The 18530-nt window shown below is 75.1% G+C and carries 17 protein-coding genes; 11 read left to right on the forward strand and 6 right to left on the reverse strand.

Annotation, left to right across the window (positions count from 1 at the left end):
- Positions 1-82 precede the first annotated feature (82 nt).
- Positions 83-1444 (reverse strand): deoxyguanosinetriphosphate triphosphohydrolase, encoded by a 1362-nt coding sequence (locus FHS37_RS03480; protein WP_184817502.1) that lies wholly within the window; start codon positions 1442-1444, stop codon positions 83-85.
- Between the two features lie 49 nt (positions 1445-1493).
- Entirely contained in the window at positions 1494-2333 is an 840-nt protein-coding gene (locus FHS37_RS03485) for a sirohydrochlorin chelatase (protein ID WP_229889691.1), read from the reverse strand.
- 211 nt (positions 2334-2544) lie between these two features.
- On the opposite strand from FHS37_RS03485, the gene FHS37_RS03490 reads away from it, so the two are divergent.
- The 3 genes from FHS37_RS03490 to FHS37_RS03500 all read left to right on the forward strand — a co-directional run bounded on the left by FHS37_RS03490 (position 2545) and on the right by FHS37_RS03500 (position 6051).
- A complete protein-coding gene (locus FHS37_RS03490; RefSeq protein WP_221499181.1) occupies positions 2545-3246 on the forward strand; it encodes a SanA/YdcF family protein in 702 nt (233 codons plus the stop codon).
- Between the two features lie 108 nt (positions 3247-3354).
- Positions 3355-5559 carry a molybdopterin oxidoreductase family protein gene (locus FHS37_RS03495; RefSeq protein ID WP_184817503.1) on the forward strand — a complete coding sequence of 735 codons (2205 nt, stop codon included), beginning with the start codon at positions 3355-3357 and terminating at the stop codon, positions 5557-5559.
- Positions 5560-5637: 78 nt separating this feature from the next.
- A complete protein-coding gene (locus FHS37_RS03500; protein ID WP_184817504.1) occupies positions 5638-6051 on the forward strand; it encodes a gamma-glutamylcyclotransferase family protein in 414 nt (137 codons plus the stop codon).
- Positions 6052-6117: 66 nt separating this feature from the next.
- Here FHS37_RS03500 and FHS37_RS03505 read toward each other — a convergent pair whose 3' ends face one another.
- Positions 6118-6702, reverse strand: coding sequence for an NADPH-dependent FMN reductase (locus tag FHS37_RS03505; RefSeq protein WP_184817505.1), 585 nt, complete (start codon positions 6700-6702; stop codon positions 6118-6120).
- Positions 6703-7024: 322 nt separating this feature from the next.
- Between FHS37_RS03505 and FHS37_RS03510 the strand changes: the two genes are divergently transcribed.
- A complete protein-coding gene (locus FHS37_RS03510; protein WP_184817506.1) occupies positions 7025-7546 on the forward strand; it encodes a GVDTG sorting domain-containing protein in 522 nt (173 codons plus the stop codon).
- Positions 7547-7662: 116 nt separating this feature from the next.
- Positions 7663-8313 (forward strand): class F sortase, encoded by a 651-nt coding sequence (locus FHS37_RS03515; protein ID WP_184817507.1) that lies wholly within the window; start codon positions 7663-7665, stop codon positions 8311-8313.
- On the opposite strand, the gene FHS37_RS03520 is transcribed toward FHS37_RS03515, so the two are convergent.
- Positions 8251-8664, reverse strand: coding sequence for a winged helix-turn-helix transcriptional regulator (locus tag FHS37_RS03520; protein WP_184817508.1), 414 nt, complete (start codon positions 8662-8664; stop codon positions 8251-8253). The genes FHS37_RS03515 and FHS37_RS03520 overlap by 63 nt on opposite strands.
- 108 nt (positions 8665-8772) lie before the next feature.
- Between FHS37_RS03520 and FHS37_RS03525 the strand changes: the two genes are divergently transcribed.
- Positions 8773-9684, forward strand: coding sequence for an NAD(P)-dependent oxidoreductase (locus tag FHS37_RS03525; protein WP_184817509.1), 912 nt, complete (start codon positions 8773-8775; stop codon positions 9682-9684).
- On the opposite strand, the gene FHS37_RS03530 is transcribed toward FHS37_RS03525, so the two are convergent.
- Complete coding sequence (locus tag FHS37_RS03530; protein ID WP_229889690.1) at positions 9674-11242, reverse strand: outer membrane protein assembly factor BamB family protein; 1569 nt, start codon at positions 11240-11242, stop codon at positions 9674-9676. The two genes, FHS37_RS03525 and FHS37_RS03530, sit on opposite strands and share 11 nt — an antisense overlap.
- A gap of 116 nt (positions 11243-11358) precedes the next feature.
- Positions 11359-12141: a sulfite exporter TauE/SafE family protein gene (locus tag FHS37_RS03535; protein WP_184817510.1), complete on the reverse strand. Its 783-nt coding sequence runs from the start codon at positions 12139-12141 to the stop codon at positions 11359-11361.
- Between the two features lie 194 nt (positions 12142-12335).
- On the opposite strand from FHS37_RS03535, the gene FHS37_RS03540 reads away from it, so the two are divergent.
- The 5 genes from FHS37_RS03540 to FHS37_RS03560 all read left to right on the forward strand — a co-directional run bounded on the left by FHS37_RS03540 (position 12336) and on the right by FHS37_RS03560 (position 18235).
- A complete protein-coding gene (locus FHS37_RS03540) occupies positions 12336-13553 on the forward strand; it encodes an NAD(P)/FAD-dependent oxidoreductase (protein ID WP_184817511.1) in 1218 nt (405 codons plus the stop codon).
- Positions 13553-16171, forward strand: coding sequence for a nitrite reductase large subunit NirB (gene nirB, locus FHS37_RS03545; protein WP_184817512.1), 2619 nt, complete (start codon positions 13553-13555; stop codon positions 16169-16171). The genes FHS37_RS03540 and nirB overlap by 1 nt, the downstream gene beginning before the upstream one ends.
- Positions 16168-16518, forward strand: coding sequence for a nitrite reductase small subunit NirD (nirD, locus tag FHS37_RS03550; RefSeq protein WP_184817513.1), 351 nt, complete (start codon positions 16168-16170; stop codon positions 16516-16518). Before nirB ends, nirD begins: the two co-directional genes overlap by 4 nt.
- Positions 16519-16661: 143 nt before the next feature.
- Positions 16662-17627, forward strand: coding sequence for an SMP-30/gluconolactonase/LRE family protein (locus FHS37_RS03555; RefSeq protein WP_184817514.1), 966 nt, complete (start codon positions 16662-16664; stop codon positions 17625-17627).
- 185 nt (positions 17628-17812) lie between these two features.
- A complete protein-coding gene (locus FHS37_RS03560) occupies positions 17813-18235 on the forward strand; it encodes an LAETG motif-containing sortase-dependent surface protein (RefSeq protein WP_184817515.1) in 423 nt (140 codons plus the stop codon).
- Positions 18236-18530: the final 295 nt, after the last annotated feature.

An 18530-nucleotide genomic window follows, 5' to 3' on the forward strand; every position in this document is an offset into this window, starting at 1 on the left:
ACCTGCGAGCGTCCCGCACACAGCGTGATGCGGGAAGGGGTGGTGACCCGATCAGGCCACGCAGGGTCACCTTCGGGCGAGCTCACGTCACCCGTGTCCCACCGGTCCCGTCTCGTCCCTGCCCCGTGAGACGGGCGTGAAGCGAGCGGGCCGAGGCGTCGGTGAGGGACGCGATCTGGTCGACGATCACCCGCTTGCGGGCGCGGTCGTCCGGGGCCCGGTCGAACAGGGTGCGGAACTGCGGGTCCAGTCCGTCGGGGGCGCGGGCGGTGAGCGCCTCGGCCAGTTCCAGGACGACGATCCGCTGGTCGGCGCGGAGCCGCTCCTGCTCGGCGCGCTGCATGACGTACCGGTCGGCGACCGCCTTGAGGACGGCGCACTCCATGCGGGTGCTGCGCGGGACGACCAGCTCGGCGCCGTACCTGGTGAGGCGGCCACCGCCGTAGGCCTGCCGGGTGGCGCCCTCGGCGGCGAGGCAGAAGCGGCCGATGAGCTGGCTGGTGGCGTCCTTCAGGCGGGCCTGGGCGACGGCGGTGCCGTCGTAGCCGTGCGGCCACCACTCCTGGGCGAGGAGGCGGTCGAGGGCCTCGGCCAGTTCGGCCGGATCGGTGCCGGCGGGGACGTACCGGCCCACGGCGACGGCGAAGACGGCCTCCCGTTCGGGGCCGGCGTGCAGGAGGCCGGGGTCGATGTGGCCGGCGTGCAGGCCGTCCTCCACGTCGTGCACGGAGTACGCCACGTCGTCGGACCAGTCCATGACCTGGGCCTCGAAGCAGACGCGGGTGCCGGGGGCGTCCTTGCGGACCCAGTCGAAGACGGGGCGGTCGTCCTCGTGGACGCCGAACTTCGGGGAGGCCGGGTCGGTGGGGTGGGCGCCGCGGGGCCAGGGGTACTTGGTGGCGGCGTCGAGGGCGGCGCGGGTGAGGTTGAGGCCGACGCTGGTGAGGTCGCCGGTGGCCGGGTCGGTGACGAACCGCTTGGGCTCGATGCGGGTGAGCAGGCGCAGCGACTGGGCGTTGCCCTCGAAGCCGCCGCAGTCCTCGGCGAACTCGTTCAGCGCCTGTTCGCCGTTGTGCCCGAAGGGCGGGTGGCCGAGGTCGTGCGAGAGGCAGGCGGCCTCCACCAGGTCGGGGTCGCAGCCGAGGGCGGCGCCGAGCTCGCGGCCGACCTGGGCGCACTCGAGGGAGTGGGTGAGGCGGGTCCGGGGGCTGGCGTCCCCCGTCTGACCGAGCTCCCCCGGGGTGACGACCTGCGTCTTGCCGGCGAGGCGGCGCAGGGCGGCGGAGTGCAGGATGCGCGCGCGGTCGCGCTGGAAGGCGGTGCGGCCGGGGCGCTTGTCGGGTTCGACGGCCCACCGCTCGACGGCGAGGGTGTCGTACCCGGCGGGCGGGACGTGGTTCTCGAACGGCGGCGTCAGGGGTGTGCCGGATGTGATGCCTTCCATGCACCGACAGTAGACGCAGCCATCGGCACACGGGACGTCGACGGCCGTTTCACGCCGGTGCGAGGGCCGTCCGCGGGGGCGCCGGTGCGGTGAGCGCCCGGTCGTAGCGGTGCAGGAGGAGGCGGGCCATCGCGGGGTGGGTGCCCAGGGGGGCGGACGCGGTCCCGGGCGCCGCCGCCGCGCACTCCGTGGCGAAACGGCCGGGGGCCGTGAAGCAGGAGGCGACGGCGACGGGGGACCTGCCCCGGGCCGTCAGCGCGCGCACCGCCTCCGGCACCGTGGGGCCGGCGGCGGAGGCGTAGGCGGGGACGACCGGGACGCCGAGGCGGCCGGCGAGGAGGGCGGCGGTGCGGCCCGTGTCGGCGCGGGACTCCGGGTCGCGCGAGCCCGCGGCGGCGAGCACGACGGCGCCCTCCCGGGGGGCGTGCGCCGGCCAGCCGGCCTCGGTGAGCCGGGCGTGCAGGGCGTCCACCAGCAGGGGGTGGGGGCCGAGCGGAGCGGCCACGCGCGTGTGCAGCCGGGCCTCGGCGGCCATCTCGGGGATGTCCCGCTTGACGTGGTGGCCGCGGCTGAGCAGCAGCGGCACCAGGACGGCGGCCCCGGTGGCCCGCGCGTCCAGCTCGGCGAGCGTGTCGGGCAGCAGGGGGGCGTTGAGCTCGATGTGGCCGAGGTGCACCGGCAGGCCGGGACGGAGCGCGCGGACTCGGTCGAGGAGCGCCCGTACGGTGATCAGCGCGCGCGGGTCGCGGCTGCCGTGCGCCACGACGACGAGGGCGGGCGGGACCGGGCGCCGCCGCCCGTCCGGCCGGACGAGGCCGAGCTGTCCCACGAGTCTGGTGCCGATCCGGTTCATGAGGTCCGCCGTGCTGTCGAGGTGCGTCGCCGTCATGCACCGATGGTGGCCGCGGCGCGTTGCCTGGCCGTTGCGCGCCGGTGACAGGCGTTTTCCGGCGGTTCACGATGCGGACCACGGGCGGTGTGAGGCCGTTCGGCCTGCGGGTTCGCCTCCCCGCGTGAAGCTCGTCACAGGGCGGGGCGCGAACCGGGGGGCGCGGGGGGACGTCCTTCACAGCCGGGGACCGACCGGGGAGGGCCGTCCGATGCGTCATGTGGTGCGCCGCGTGAGAGGGACGAGACCGCGCCTGCCGCGCACCCGTGCCGGACGGAGGCGGCTGACGCAGGCGGTGATGGCGGCGTGCGTGCTGGCGCTGCTGCCGGCGACGTGGCTGCGCCTGGCGGCGGACGGCCGGCTGCGCACGACCGCCGACGTGCCGCGCACCGAGGTCGCCGTCGTCTTCGGGGCCGGTCTGTGGGACGGGGAGCCGTCGCCGTACCTCGCGCACCGGCTGGACGCGGCGGCCGAGCTGTACCGGGCGGGCCGGATCGAGGTGGTCCTGGTCACCGGCGACAACAGCCGCGAGGACTACGACGAGCCGGACGCGATGCGCGCCTACCTCACCCGGCACGGCGTGCCCGACGCGCGGATCGTCAGCGACTACGCGGGCTTCGACACCTGGGACTCCTGCGTCCGCGCGAAGAAGATCTTCGGCGTGGACCGGGCGGTGCTCATCAGCCAGGACTTCCACGTCCGGCGGGCGGTGGCGCTGTGCGAGGCGGCCGGGGTCTCCTCGCACGGCGTGGGGGTCGCCGAACGGCGCGACGCCACCTGGTACTACGGGGGCGTCCGGGAGGTCCTCGCGGCGGGCAAGGCCGCCGCGGACGCGGTGTTCCGCCCGGATCCGCGGTTCCTGGGGCCGAGGGAGCCGGGGGTGGAGCGGGCGCTGGCGGACGCGGCCGGGTGACCGCGGCGGCCGCCTCACGGTGGTCCCCCGGGTGCGGGGAGGTCGCCGTACCGGTGGCGTAACAGGGGCCGGTGCGACGCGTAACACCGGCGGCGCAGGCTGGACCGCATGCAGAAGACCGTGACGCCCACGCACTGCCCCTACTGCGCCCTGCAGTGCGGGATGAATCTGACGCCCGCGCCGGACGGGACCGTCGAGGTGGGCGAGCGCACGGACTTCCCGGTGAACCGGGGCGCGCTGTGCGGCAAGGGGCGTACGGCGCCCGCCCTGCTCTCCTCCCGGGTGCGGCTGACCTCCCCGCTGGTGCGGTCCGGGGACGGCGCGCTGGTGCCGGCCCCCTGGGACGAGGCGCTGGACCGGATCGCGGACGGACTGCGCCGGACGCGCGCGGAGCACGGTGCGGACGCGGTCGGGGTGTTCGGCGGGGGCGGGCTGACCAACGAGAAGGCGTACGGCCTCGGCAAGTTCGCGCGGGTGGTGCTGGGCACCTCCCAGATCGACTACAACGGCAGGTTCTGCATGTCGTCGGCCGCGGCGGCCGGCACGAAGGCCTTCGGGCTGGACCGGGGGCTGCCGTTCCCGCTGGAGGACGTCCCGAGGACCGGCTGCGTGATCCTGGTGGGGTCCAACCCGGCGGAGACCATGCCGCCGTCGCTGCGCTACTTCACCGAACTCAAGGAGAACGGCGGCACGCTGATCGTCGTCGACCCGCGCCGCACGAGGACCGCCGAGCAGGCCGATCTGCACCTGGCGCCCCGCCCCGGCACCGATCTCGCGCTGGCCCTCGGGCTGCTGCACCTGATCGTCGCCGAGGGCCGCACCGACGAGGCCTACATCCGGGAGCGCACCGTCGGCTGGGAGGAGGCCCGGGCCGCGGCGATGGCGCACTGGCCGGAGTACGTGGAGCGGATCACGGGGGTGTCCGTTCCTCAACTCCGGGAGGCAGTACGGCTGTTCTGCGAGCCGGAGGCGGCGATGGTGCTCACCGCCCGCGGTCCCGAGCAGCAGTCCAAGGGCACCGACACGGTGGGCGCGTGGATCAACCTGTGCCTGGCGACGGGGCGGGCGGGCCGGCCGCTGTCCGGGTACGGGTGCCTGACCGGGCAGGGCAACGGGCAGGGCGGGCGCGAACACGGCCAGAAGGCCGACCAGTTGCCCGGCTACCGCAAGCTGACCGACCCGGCGGCGCGCCGGCACGTGGCCGAGGTGTGGGGCGTGGCCCCGGACAGCCTGCCCGGGCCGGGACGCAGCGCCTACGAGCTGCTGGACGCGCTGGGCACGGACATCCGCTCGCTGCTGCTGATGGGCTCCAACCCGGTGGTGTCGGCCCCCCGCGCGGCGCACGTGGAGGAACGCGTCCGCGCGCTGGACTTCCTGGCGGTGTGCGACGTCGTGCTGTCGGAGACGGCCGCGCTCGCCGACGTCGTCCTGCCGGTGACGCAGTGGGCCGAGGAGACGGGCACGACGACGAACCTCGAGGGCCGGGTGCTGCTGCGCCGCCGCGCGGTGGACCCGCCGGAGGGCGTCCGCAGCGATCTGGAGGTGCTGCACGAGCTGGCGGCCCGGCTGGGCGGCGACCGGGGCCTGGAGAAGGGCTTCCCGACCGATCCCGAGGAGGTCTTCGAGGAACTGCGCCGGGCCAGCGCGGGCGGGCCCGCGGACTACTCGGGGATCACCTACCGCAGGCTGGCGGAGGAGAACGGCGTGTTCTGGCCGTGCCCGGCCCCGGCGGACGGCCCGCCGCACACCGCCGGCGCCGGGGACGTCGGCGACCCCGAGGACGCCGCGCTCGACGCCCTGCCCGACGACCCGGCGCGGGCCGAGGACCCCCGCCCCGGCCCCGGCGCCCACCCGGGTACGCCCCGGCTCTTCCTCGACCGGTTCGCCACCGAGGACGGCCGGGCCCGGTTCGCGCCCGTCTCGCACCGTGCGATCGCCGAGGAGCCGGACGACGAGTACCCCGTGCTCCTGACCACGGGACGGGTCGTGGCGCAGTACCAGTCCGGCGCCCAGACCCGGCGCGTGGACGAGCTGAACGCCGCCGCGCCCGGCCCGTTCGTGGAGCTGCACCCGCGGCTCGCGGAGCGGCTCGGTGCGGCCGAGGGCGACCCGGTGGCCGTCGTGTCCCGGCGGGGCCGGGCCGTGGCGCCGGCGCGGATCACCACCGCGATCCGCCCCGACACCGTCTTCATGCCGTTCCACTGGGCGGGCGAGGGACGGGCCAACACCCTCACCAACCCGGCCCTCGACCCGACCTCGCGGATGCCGGAGTTCAAGGCGTGCGCGGTGCGGCTGGAGGCGGTGCGGACGTAGGTCCCGGCCGGCGGGCCGGACCGGCCCCGTACGCTCGGGCCGGGGACGGGAACCGTTCCCGTGAGGAGGTGAACGGGCGTGACTCTCCCCTTCTTCGTCTACGGCACCCTCCGCCCCGGCGAGGCCAACCACGACCTCTTCCTGCGCGGCCGCACGCGCGACGAGGAACCCGGCCGGCTGCGGGGCGCGGTGCTGTACGACGGGCCCGGCTACCCGTACGCCGTCGAGGAACCGGGCGGAGTGGTGAGCGGGGAGCTGGTGACCGCGCTGCCGGAGGAGTACGCGGGGCTGCTGGCCGAGCTGGACCGGCTGGAGGAGTACGTGCCGGGCGATCCGCGCAACCTGTACGAGCGGGTGGCGCGGGAGGTGGTCCGGGCCGCCGACGGCACGCCCGTCCGGGCCTGGGTGTACGTCGCCGCGCCGCCCGTCGCCGCCCGGCTGCGGACCGGGGGGAAGCCGATCGGGAGCGGGGAATGGCGGGGGCGGGGCTGAAGGGGACGCGGGGGCGGGCGCGGCCCGTCCCCGGCCGGGCTCGGCCCCCTCCTCCCCCGACCGGGCTCAGCCCTCGTACGGCCGCTTCTCCCGCGCCTCCCGCAACGCCGTCGCCCACCACACGAGCTGGTCCAGCATCGTCTTCGCCGCCGCGTTCGGCCGGGCGGGGTCCCTCGGGCGGCCCTCGTCGTCGAAGGCCGCCGCCGCGCCGTGGAAGGAGACGGTGTCGCGGACGGTGACGGCGTGCAGCTCGGCGAAGACCTGGCGCAGGTGCTCGGCGGCCCGGAGCCCGCCGGCGAGTCCGCCGTAGGTGACCAGGGCGACGGGCTTGGCCCGCCACTCGCCGTAGTGCCAGTCGATGAGGTTCTTCAGACCCGCCGGGAACGAGTGGTTGTACTCGGGGGTGAGGACGACGAAGGCGTCCGCGCGGGCCAGCTTCGGGGTGACGTCGGCGAGTGCGGCGGCGGCCCGTGCGGTGGGCTCCATGGTGGTGGGCAGGTCGATGTCGGCGACGTCCACGACGTCGACGGCCAGGTCGGCGCGGTCGCGGAGGCGGTCCAGGAGCCAGCCGGCGACGACCGGACCGAAGCGGCCGTGCCGGTTGCTGCCGACGACGACGGTGACGTGGAGGGCATCGGTCGCTGTCTTCATGCGACAGAGCCTGGTACCTCGACTTAACTTGAGGTCAAGTCGCGCGCCCCGCCCGCCCCGGTCACCCGTTCACAGGCGCACCGCGCACTCTTCGGGCGCTTTTCCGCGACCGGACCGGCGTGGCGCCTGTGACCTGCTGAAACGCGACCCGTCCGGCACCCCTCCGGGCCGCCGCGACACCCGTTCGGACCGCTTCCTGACGCTTCCTCAGGAAGCGGTCCGGGCCCGGTGGCACTTACCTCGGAGAAGCAGGGACGCGTCCGACGGCGGCACATGGGGGTGCCGCGGGCCGTGGCCCCTCCGTGAGCTCGAGGGAGCATCGATGCGACGTACCGCCCGGCTGCTGACCGGCACCGCGCTCGCCGCGGCCGCCGCGGGGGCGCTCGCCGCGCCCGCGCACGGTGTGCCGGCCGGGAGCCTGGAGGTGTACCCGTCCTCGGTCGCACCGGGCGCGCAGGTCACGGTGAACACCGCGGCGTGCGGGGACGAGGGGACGGCGGACGGTGACGCCACCGCCGTGGGCGCGGGCCGCTTCGCCCTCGCGCCGAGCACGCACGAGCGAGAGGAGATCGGGCAGTTCCGGGTACCGCCGAGCGCGCAGCCGGGGACGTACGAGATCGTCGCGACGTGCGCCGAGAGCGGTCGGCGGGTCACGGGCGACCTGGTGGTCACGCTGACGTCCGGGTCGCAGCAGGTGTACCCCCGAGGAAGTGTGAAGACGGGGATCGGCGGCGCACTGGGCCCCGATCCCGTGCAGACCGCGGCCGGTGTGGCGGCTCTCGCCGTCGCCGCCGCGGGCGGTACCTGGCTCCTGCATCGCCGGGCGAGAGGCGACGGGATCTGACGGGCACCCTCCGCTGCCCGTCCGCCAGTACCGCAGGTCCCCTCCCCCTCCGGGTCCGACGCCCCTCGCGGCCCGGAGGGGGCACGGGGACCGATTCGAGGAGAGGTCACTCCGCCATGCGCCGCAGATTCCGCCGGACCTGCAGTCCGGGCAACGCGGTCATAGCCGCCGTCACCGTGTGCGCCCTGTGCTCGGGGCTGTGGCTGCTGCGCGACGGGGCCGGGACGCACGCCCCGCCGCAACCGTCCGCCGCCCAGGCGCACGCCGGCGCCGACGGCCGCGGCGGCGGCCGGGCCGCGACACCCGCGCTGCCGCCCTCCCCGCCGGACCGCGTCCGCATCCCCGCGATCGGCGTGGACGCGCCCCTGACGGGCCTCGGCCTGACGAAGACCGGCAGCCTCGACGTCCCGCCCGCCGACCGGAAGAACCTCGCCGGCTGGTACGAGGCAGGCACCACCCCCGGCGAGACCGGCACCGCGATCATCGCGGGCCACGTCGACAACGCCGACGGCCCCGCCGTCTTCTACTCCCTCGGCGCGCTGCGCAAGGGCAGCACCGTCGAGGTGGACCGGCGCGACGGCGGCGTCGCCGTGTTCACGGTGGACGCCGTCGAGGTCTACGCCGCGAAGGACTTCCCCGACGCGAAGGTCTACGGCGCGGCGCCCCGCCCCGAGCTGCGGGTCATCACCTGCGGCGGGGGCTGGTCACGGACGACCGGGTACCAGGGGAACGTCGTCGTCTACGCGCACCTGACGGACAGCCGCTGAGTCCTCCCGCGCCCCGCGGTACGCGTCCCCGAGCACGTTCTCCCGCCCCCAGGCCCCGAGCGGCTCCAGCGCCGCGTTGAGGGACACCCCCTTGGGCGTCAGCGAGTACTCGACGCGGGGCGGCACCTCGTCGTACTCCTCGCGGTGCACGACGCCGTCGGCCTCCAGCTCCCGCAGGTGCGAGGCGAGCACCTTCTCGGTGATCCCGGGCAGCTCCCGGCGCAGCTCGCCGAAGCGGTGCGGCCGTTCGCCCAGCGCCCAGAGGACGAGCACCTTCCACTTGCCGCCGACCACGTCCATCGCCGCGTCGATCCCGCACACGTACCCGCCCGGCCGCCGTACCGTCGCCATGCCCGCCACTCCGTCCGCTCGCTCTGCCTGCACCCTTTCCCCGGGGTGAGCACCCACTTCGAAGTGCGTACTTGAGCAGGCCCTTCCCCCGCGGCGAGTCTGGTCGCCATGACCGACAACACCCTTTCCCCCGCCCCTGCTTCCCGCACTCCCCTGACCCTCCTCGGCACCGGCGCCATGGGCACCGCGCTGGCCCGGGCCTGGCTCGCCGCCGGGCACCGCGTGACCGTCTGGAACCGCACCCCCGCCCGCGCCGAGGCCCTGTCCGCCGAGGGCGCCGTGGTCGCCGCGAGCGCCGCCGAGGCGGTGGCCGCGAGCCGGCTGGTGGTCGCCTGCCTGCTCGACGACGCCTCCGTCGGCGCGGCGCTCGAGGACGCCGACCTGACCGGACGGGACCTGGTGAACCTCACCACCGGGACCCCGGAAGAGGGCCGTTCCCGCGCCGCCTGGGCCGAGGCGCGCGGCGCCCGTTTCCTGGACGGCGGGATCATGGCCGTACCGCCGATGATCGGGGACGCGGAGTCCGGCGGCTACGTCTTCTACAGCGGCTCGGGCGCCCTGTTCGACGAGCACCGCGACACGCTCGCCGTCCCGGCCGGCACCCGGTACGTCGGGGAGGACCCGGGCTTCGCCGCGCTGCACGACGTGGCGCTGCTGAGCGCGATGAGCGGACTGTTCGCCGGCGTCACGCACGCCTTCGCGCTGATCCGCCGGGAGGACATCGCCCCCAAGGACTTCGCGCCGCTGCTCGCCTCCTGGCTCACGGCGATGACGCCGTCCGTGCACCTGACCGCCGAGCGGCTGGAGAGCGGCGACTACACCGAGGGGGTCGTGTCCAACCTCGCGATGCAGTCCGCGGGCAACGCGACGCTGCTGCGCACGGCCGGGGAACAGGGTGTCAGCGCGGAGCTGCTGACGCCGTACATGGACCTGATGGCCCGCCGCGTCGCCGACGGGCACGGCGACGAGGACGGGGCGGGGATGGTCGACCTGCTGACGCGGGAAGCCCCTAAGGACTGACCCCGAGCACGGGGGGATAGGTGTCGCCGTCGGCGTTGACGAGCACCCAGCCGTCGCCCGCCCGGACCAGTTGCGGGCCGCTGTCGAGCTTCAGGGAGACGTCGCGCACCGTGATGCCGTCCTCCTCGCCCACCCGGGTGCCGTCATCGGTGGTGAGCGTCCACAGGCGCTGGGAATCGCCGAGCACGGCCACCCGGTCCGGGCCCACGGGGGCGAGGGCGGCGACCCCGGTGCCCAGGTCCGCGTGCCAGCGGCGCCGGCCGTCGTCGAGCGAGTAGGCCGCGACCCGCTCGGGAGAGTCCGAGCCGGGCTTCGCGGCGGCCACGATCAGGTTCCCGTCGGCGACCACGGTCCGGAACACCGGCCGGGCGGCGAACCTGGGGGCGAACCCGGTGACGGCCAGGTCCTCCTCGTCGGCGGTGAGCGGGATCGTCACCGGCTCCCGCTTCGGGTCGTCCGGGGCGCCGTAGGCCAGGACGGCGGCGAGGCCGCGCTCGTCCGACTCCTGCACCAGCAGGGTGAACGGCTCGGCGGAGAGCACCGCGGCCGAGCTCAGGTGGCTCTCGACCGGCAGCTCCCGCCGGCCCAGCTCCTTGCCCGCGGCGGTGTCGAGGGAGAGGAGGTACGCCGAGTGGAAGCCGTCGTAGCCGGCGCAGGACACGACGACCGTGGTGGTGCCGCCGGCCGTGGCGGCCGTCACCGGCTCGCACTCGACGTCGTCATCGGCCCCGGTCCCGGCGGGGACGGGCTTCGCGGTCCAGCGCACCGCGCCGTCGGTGAGCCCGTACCCGTGGACCGCGTGCTCGCCCAGCGCCACGGCCACGCCCGCGTCGGCGGAGAGCAGCCCGCCGCCGCCCTGGTGGGGCCCCGGTGTCACACCGGTGATGTTCCGTTCCCACACCTTGCGCCCGCTGCGTACGTCGACGCCCCACACGGCGTCGCACGGCTTCTCGTTCCGCGCGAAGGCGACCAGGCCGATGCCGTCGACGATCCGCTCGCTCATCGCGCACACCGACTCGCGCACGGGCGCCCGCAGGACCCACCCGCGGTCCCCGGTGCCGGAGTCGTACGCGACCAGCGCGTCGGTCCGGGCGCGTACGACCGTCTCCGCGTCCTCGCCCACCGCCCAGGCCCCGACGCCGCGCACGCTCGCGGGCCGGTCCGCTCCGGCCTGCCAGGCGCGGTCGAGCACCGGCCCGCGCATCCAGAGGTAGGCCTGCCAGCCGGGCCACAGCGCGATCAGCACGCCCGCCGCGGCGAGCGCGCCGGGCACGGCCCTGCCCGGACGGATCCGGTGGAACGCGGCGACGGCGGCGACGAGCCCGACGGCACCGGCGAAGGTGAACAGGAACGCCAGTATGAGGGTCGGCGTCGTGCCCTCCGGGCAGGGCCGGTAGCGGCCGCCGCAGCTGTTGCCGGGGAAGGACGTCCACCCCAGCCAGTGGAACTCCACCGCGAGCCCGGCCAGCGCACCCGCCCCGACCACCAGCCCGGCCCGCACCAGCGGCCGCGACCACACCCCGGACGCTCTGCCGTCCTCGGCCATCGTGTCCCCCACCCGTGTTCCGTTCCGCGGCGCTCCCCGGCACCGGCCGCTCGCGCCGTGGAGCGGCGCTGGAGCCTAACCCGCACGGGTGGATCACGTCAGCCGGATGTGATCACCGGGTGTGTCGCTCAGGCCAGCCACTGCTCGTACGCCAGGTTCGCCACCAGGGCGAAGACGACCGTCAGCAGGACGACGCGGACGAAGCCGCTGCCCTTCTTCAGGGCCGTGCGGGCGCCGAGCGTGCCGCCCGCCAGGTTGAACACGGCCATCAGGGCCGCCAGCTGCCACAGCACCGCCCCCTGCCAGGCGAACGTCGCGAGGGCGCCGGCGTTGGTGCAGCAGTTGACGATCTTGGCGGTGGCGGAGGCGGTGACGAGGTCGAGGTGGAGCACGGCGGTGAGCGCCAGGACGAGGAACGTGCCCGTGCCGGGGCCTATGAGGCCGTCGTAGAAGCCGATGCCCAGGCCGGCCAGGCCGATCGCGGCGAGGATCTGGCGGCGGGTGGCCGGGCCGGGGGCGGGGGCCGTGCCGAAGGCGGGGCGCAGGATCACGAAGGCGGCCACACCGAGCAGCACCACCATGATCACCGGTTTGAGGACCTCCGTGCTCATCCCGGCCGCGAAGAACGCCCCGCCCGACGATCCGGCGAGGGCGGCCAGTCCGATGCGCACGGCCGTCCCCACGTCGACCGGTGCCTTGCGGGCGTAGGTCACCGCCGCGCCCGTGGTGCCGACGATGGCGACCGCCTTGTTGGTGCCCAGCGCGTGCGCGGCCGGGGTGCCGGCGGGGAGCCCCAGCAGCAGGGCCGGCAGGAGCAGCAGCCCGCCGCCGCCGACCACGGCGTCGATCCAGCCGGCGGCGAGGGCCGCGAGGCAGAGCAGGACGACCACGGTCAGCGAGATGTCGGGCATGGCCGCGACCCTACGGAGCCGGTAGTTGCTGTGTCCATCAAGATGAGCTTTTCCTGAGGTTGGCCTCCTCACGGCCCCCGTGAGGAGGGGGTCCGCACCCTCACACCCGCCCCGCGCCCCCGCTGAGGGCAGCGTTCCGCGCGGGAAACAGAAGGGATGCCACCGGGTAACACCCGCACCGCACGCTCGGGGGCATGACCTCGAACGAGCACGTGGTGGTGATCGGCTCCGGCCTCGCGGGCGTACGACTCGCCCGGCGGCTCGGCGAGCTCGGCACGCCCGTGACGCTGATCGGCGAGGAGGAGCACCGCCCGTACAACCGGGTGCTGCTCGCCGAGGTGCTGGCCGGACGCTACAGCCCCGAGGTGATCGCCCTGCCGGCGCCCGCCGGGCTGGTCCGCGCCCGGGTCACCGGCATCGACCGCGCCGCGCGGACCGTCGGCTGCGCGGACGGTTCGGTGATCGCGTACGACCGCCTCGTCCTCGCCACCGGTTCCAACCCCGTGCTGCCGCCGCTGCGCGGCCTGTTCACCGCGGACCGCGAACTGCCGGAGGGCGTGCACGCCTTCCGCACCATGGACGACTGCCTGGGCCTGGCCAAGGCGGTGCGGCCCGGGGCGCGGGCGGTCGTCATCGGCGGCGGGCTGCTCGGGGTCTCCGCGGCCCGCGCCCTCGCGGTGCGCGGCGCCCAGGTCGTCCTCGCCCAGCAGTCCGAGCGGCTCATGGAGCGCCAGCTCGACCCGGCCGCGTCGGAACTCGTCCGGCTCCACCTGACCGGCCTCGGCGTCGAGGTGCACACCGAGTGCCGGGTGCGGGACGTGCGCTGCGTCGCCGGCGCCGTCCGCTCGGTGGAGATGGCCGACGGGTACGCGCTCGACGCCGACCTCGTGGTGCTGGCCTGCGGGGTCCACCCGCGCACCGGGCTCGCGCAGGCGGCCGGGCTCGAGGTCCGCAAGGGCGTCGTCGTCGACGACGAGCTGCGCACCTCCGACCCGTCCGTCCACGCCGTCGGCGACTGCGTCCAGCACGCCGGCACGGTGTACGGGCTGGCCGCCCCGGCGCTGGAGCAGGCCGACGCGCTCGCCGCGCTGCTCGCCGGGGACACCGGCGCCCGCTACACCGGCACCCGCTCCCTCACCCGGCTGACCCTCACCGGGCCCGACAGCCCCTTCGACCTGGCCGCGTTCGGCGAGACCGAGGCGCTGCCGGGCGACGACGTCGTCCAGCTCACCGACGCCACCCGGGGCACCTACCGCAAGGTCGTCGTCCGCGACGACCGCCTGGTCGGCGGGGTCCTGGTCGGCGAACTCGGCACCGTCGGCGCCCTCGCGCGCGCCTGGGAGGGAGCAGAGCCGCTCCCGTCCGACGGCGGGCCCCTGCTCCACCTGCTCACCAACGATGGAGGCTCCTGATGACCGCCACCCCGGGGGCATCCCCCACGATCGTGCTCGTCGGCCACGGCATGGTCGGCCAGCGCTTCCTCGAGGCGCTCGCCGAGCGCGGCCTGACCGCCACGCACCGCGTGGTCGTGCTGTGCGAGGAGCCGCGCCCGGCCTACGACCGCGTCCAGCTCACCTCGTACTTCTCGGGGAAGACCCCCGAGGACCTGTCCCTGACGGACACGGCGTTCATCGAGCAGCACGGCATCGAGCTGCACGTCGGCGACCCGGCGGAGTCGGTCGACCGTGCGGCGCGCACGGTGACCGCCCGCTCGGGACTGGTCGTCGGCTACGACGTCCTCGTCCTGGCCACCGGCTCCTACCCGTTCGTGCCGCCCGTGCCGAACAAGGACGCCGAGGGCTGCTTCGTCTACCGCACGATCGAGGACCTGCTCGCGATCGAGGAGTACGCGGGGACGAGGGCGACCGTCGGCGCGGTGGTCGGCGGCGGGCTGCTCGGGCTCGAGGCCGCGGGCGCCCTCAAGGGCCTCGGACTCACCTCGCACATCGTGGAGTTCGCGCCCCGGCTGATGCCCGTGCAGGTCGACGAGGGCGGCGGCGCGGCGCTGCTGCGCACCATCGAGGAGATGGGCCTGACCGTGCACACCGGCGTGGGCACGCAGGAGATCGTCGTCGGCGAGGACGGCGCGGTCACCGGGATGAAGCTGTCCGACGGCTCCGAACTCGCCACCGACATGGTGGTGTTCTCCGCCGGCGTCCGCCCCCGCGACCAGCTGGCCCGGGACTGCGGCCTGGCGGTCGGCGAGCGCGGCGGCATCACGGTCGACGAACGGTGCCGCACGGTCACCGACCCGCGCGTCTTCGCGATCGGCGAGTGCGCGCTGGCCGCCGACGGCCGGGTGTACGGCCTGGTCGCCCCCGGCTACGAGCAGGCCGAGACGGCCGCCGCGGCCATCGCCGCCGACGGGGGCGGGGAGAAGTCGTTCACCGGCGCCGACCTGTCCACCAAGCTGAAGCTGCTCGGCGTGGACGTGGCGTCCTTCGGCGACGCGCACGGCACCACCGAGGACTGCCTGGACGTCGTCTACTCCGACTCCCGCGCCGGCCTGTACAAGAAGCTGGTCATCGGCCGCGACGGCACGCTGCTCGGCGGCATCCTGGTCGGCGACGCGGAGGCGTACGGCACGCTGCGCGCCTTCACCGGCTCGGTGCCGCCCGTCTCCCCCGAGGCGCTGGTGCTGCCCGCCGGGGCCGGGGCCCCGGCCCAGCTCGGCCCGTCCGCGCTGCCCGACGACGCGGTGATCTGCTCCTGCCACAACGTCACCAAGGGCACGATCCGCGGCGCGGTCACCGAGCACCGGTGCACCACCGTGCCCGAGGTGAAGAAGTGCACCAAGGCCGGTACCGGCTGCGGCAGTTGCGTCAAGGTGCTGGGCCAGCTGGTCAACGCCGAGCTGGAGGCGAGCGGCGTCGAGGTCGACAAGGGCCTGTGCGGCTGCTTCGCGCAGACCCGCGAGGAGCTGTACGAGATCGTCCTCGCCCTGCGCATCACGTCGTACCGGGACCTGCTCGACCGGCACGGCCGCGAGGCCGCCCGGGGCGGCGACGGCTGCGAGGTCTGCAAGCCGGCCGTCGGCTCGATCATCGCCTCCCTCGCCCCGGCGATCGGCGCCAGCAACTACGTCCTGGACGGCGAACAGGCGGCCCTGCAGGACACCAACGACCACTTCCTGGCCAACCTGCAGAAGAACGGCTCGTACTCGGTCGTGCCCCGCATCCCCGGCGGTGAGATCGCCCCGGAGAAGCTGATCGTGATCGGCGAGATCGCCCGCGACTTCGGGCTCTACACGAAGATCACCGGCGGCCAGCGGATCGACATGTTCGGGGCGCGGGTCGAGCAACTGCCGCTGATCTGGGCCCGGCTGGTGGACGCCGGCTTCGAGTCCGGCCACGCGTACGGCAAGTCGCTGCGCACCGTGAAGTCCTGCGTGGGGCAGACCTGGTGCCGCTACGGCGTCCAGGACTCCGTGCGGATGGCGATCGACCTGGAGCTGCGCTACCGGGGGCTCAGGTCGCCGCACAAGCTGAAGTCGGCGGTCTCCGGCTGCCAGCGCGAGTGCGCGGAGGCCCGGTCGAAGGACTTCGGCGTGATCGCCACGGCCAACGGCTGGAACCTCTACGTCGGCGGCAACGGCGGCGCCACCCCGCGCCACGCGGACCTGCTCGCGCAGGACCTGTCGGACGCCGAACTGGTCCGCCTGATCGACCGGTTCCTGATGTTCTACATCCGCACCGCCGACCGCCTGGAGCGCACCTCCACCTGGCTGGAGCGGATCCCCGGCGGCCTGGACCACGTACGGGACGTCGTCGTCCACGACTCGCTCGGCATCTGCGACGAGCTGGAGGCGCTGATGGCCGCCCATGTCTCGCACTACCGCGACGAGTGGGCCGAGACCATCAACGACCCGGAGCGGCTGGCCCGCTTCGTGTCCTTCGTGAACGCGCCCGACACCCCCGACCCGGTGGTCGCCTTCGTCCCCGAGCGCGACCAGATCAAGCCCGACCTGCCGCTGCTGGACATCGGCCGGCGACCGGCCGACGAGATCCTGGAAGGAAGCGCCACGCGATGACCCTGGCACTGGAGACCACCGATCTGAAGGTCCGGCTCCGCCTGGACGACGGCTGGTTCACGGTCTGCGACCTCAGCACGCTGATCCCCGGCCGCGGGGTGGCGGCGCTGCTCCCCGACGGCCGCCAGGTCGCCGTCTTCGCCGACCGCGCCGGCCGCCTCCACGCCATCGACAACCGCGACCCCTTCACCGGCGCGGCCGTCCTCTCCCGCGGCCTGACCGGCACCCACCAGGGCCGCCCCTTCGTCGCCTCCCCGCTGCTCAAGCAGCGCTTCGACCTGGAGTCGGGCCGGTGCCTGGACGACGAGACGGTACGGGTGACGGCGTACGAGGTGGAGGCGGCGTAGCCGCCCGGAGTCTGTCAGGTTCCTGTCGGGTGCGTGTCTTCCCTCCGGTCGGGCGGGTTCATCGGGTTTCATCGGTCCCGGGTTCCATCGATCCCGTTCCACTCGTTTCGAGCACCGTCCCGTCCGCCACGGAGGCCCGAACCATGACCCGGAAGAACCCGCAGCACCCGCAGCACCCCCGGCCCTCCCGGCGTGCCGTGCTCGGCGGTGCCGCCGTCGCCGCGTTCGCGGTGGCGGCCGGCACCGGCACCGCACGGGCCGCCGGCCGCCGGGCCGCCTGGCCGACCGGGTTCCCGCTGCCCGACGGCTGGCTGCCCGAGGGCATCACCATCGGCAGCGCGCCCTTCGCCTACATGGGCTCACGCGCCGACGGCGCGATCTACCGCACCGACCTGCGCACCGGAGAGGGCCGGGTGCTCCACGAGGGCGCCCCCGGCCGCGCGGCCATCGGTCTCGAGCTGGGCCACGACGGCCTGCTGTACGTCTCCGGCGGCGCCGACGGCACCGCGCGGCTCGTGGACGCCCGCACCGGCGAGCCGCGCGGGACGTACGAACTCACCGCCGCCACCGGGCACTTCGTCAACGACGTCGTCCTGTTCCGGGACCGCGCCTGGTTCACCGACTCCTACGACGCGGTCCTGTACGGCGTCCCGCGCGGCCGGGGCGGCCGGGTCCGCACGCTGCCGCTCACCGGGGACTGGGAGCAGCTGCCCGGCGCCATCAACGCCAACGGCGTCGTGAGCACGCCCGACGGCCGCGACGTGATCGTCGTCAAGAGCACGCCGGGCGAGCTGTACCGGGTGTGCCTGAGGACCGGCCGCGCCACCAGGGTCACGCTCGTCGGCGCGGACGACGTCGTCAACGGCGACGGCCTGGTCCGCGTCGGCCGCACCCTGTACGTGGTGCAGAACCGGCTGAACGTGGTGACCGTGTTCGACCTGGACGCCGGGGCCACGACGGCCACCCTGCGCCGCTCGATCACCGACCCGCGCTTCGACGTGCCCGCCACCGCCGCCCGCTTCCGCGACCGCCTCTACCTGGTCAACGCGCGCTTCACCAGCCCGCAGACGCCGGAGACGACGTTCACGGCGGTGGCGGTCCCGTTGTAGCGCCGGGGCCACGGCCCGCACAGCCGGTGCGGGCCGTCCCGGTCACGGCGGAGAGTTACCCTCCGGTCACGTCACGTTCGCATCACGGGTCTTCCGTATCCCCGACACACCACGGGCCCCCCAGTAGCTTCGTGGCTCTCGAACCGAGCACACGCGTCACGCAACCGAGCTGGGGGGCTCCGCCCATGAACCCGATCCGTACGTCCACCGCCGCGGTCCTCGCCGCCCTCGCCCTGGCCGCCGTACCGGCCACCGCCGTCGCGCACGACGGCGGCCACCCGTTCAAGAACTGCACCGAGGCGTACGACAACGGGTACAGCGACATCCCCGAGGGCGACGAGCACTACGGCGAGCACCTGGACCGCGACGACGACGGCGTCGGCTGCGACCGGCCGCCCGCGGACTTCGTCCCGCACGAGGAGACCGCCGGCGACACCGGAGCGGAGGCCGAGGGGACCGGCACCCGGGAGCAGAGCGGCGGCGGCACCGACCTCGCCGAGACCGGCGGCAGCGGCACCACCCCGTACATCGCGGCCGGCGGCGCGGCCGTCGTGCTGCTGGGCGGCGGACTGGTGATCGCGGCCCGCAAGCGGCGCGAGAACCGCTGAGCACGCCCCGGGAGCCGACCGTTCGGCTCCCGGGGCTCGGGGGACAGCAGCGGGGAGCCGGACTCGCCCTCCCGGCGGCGCACGTGCCCGCGCCGGCCCGTCCGAAGAGCGCCACCGCGCCCGCGCGCCGCGACGACCGCCACGGGCCGACGGCTTGCCCGCCCGGGCCGCTCAGCGGCCCGGCGGTGCTCCCGCGCGTACGGAAGGGCGCTGCGTCCCCCGCGTCCTCCGCGCTGTGGCGGATCCGCTCCCGCACCGGCACCGGAGCCCGCACGGGCGGGAGGGCGGCACCCCC

The sequence above is a fragment of the Streptomyces griseomycini genome, from assembly GCF_014203535.1.
Lineage (GTDB): Bacteria > Actinomycetota > Actinomycetes > Streptomycetales > Streptomycetaceae > Streptomyces > Streptomyces griseomycini.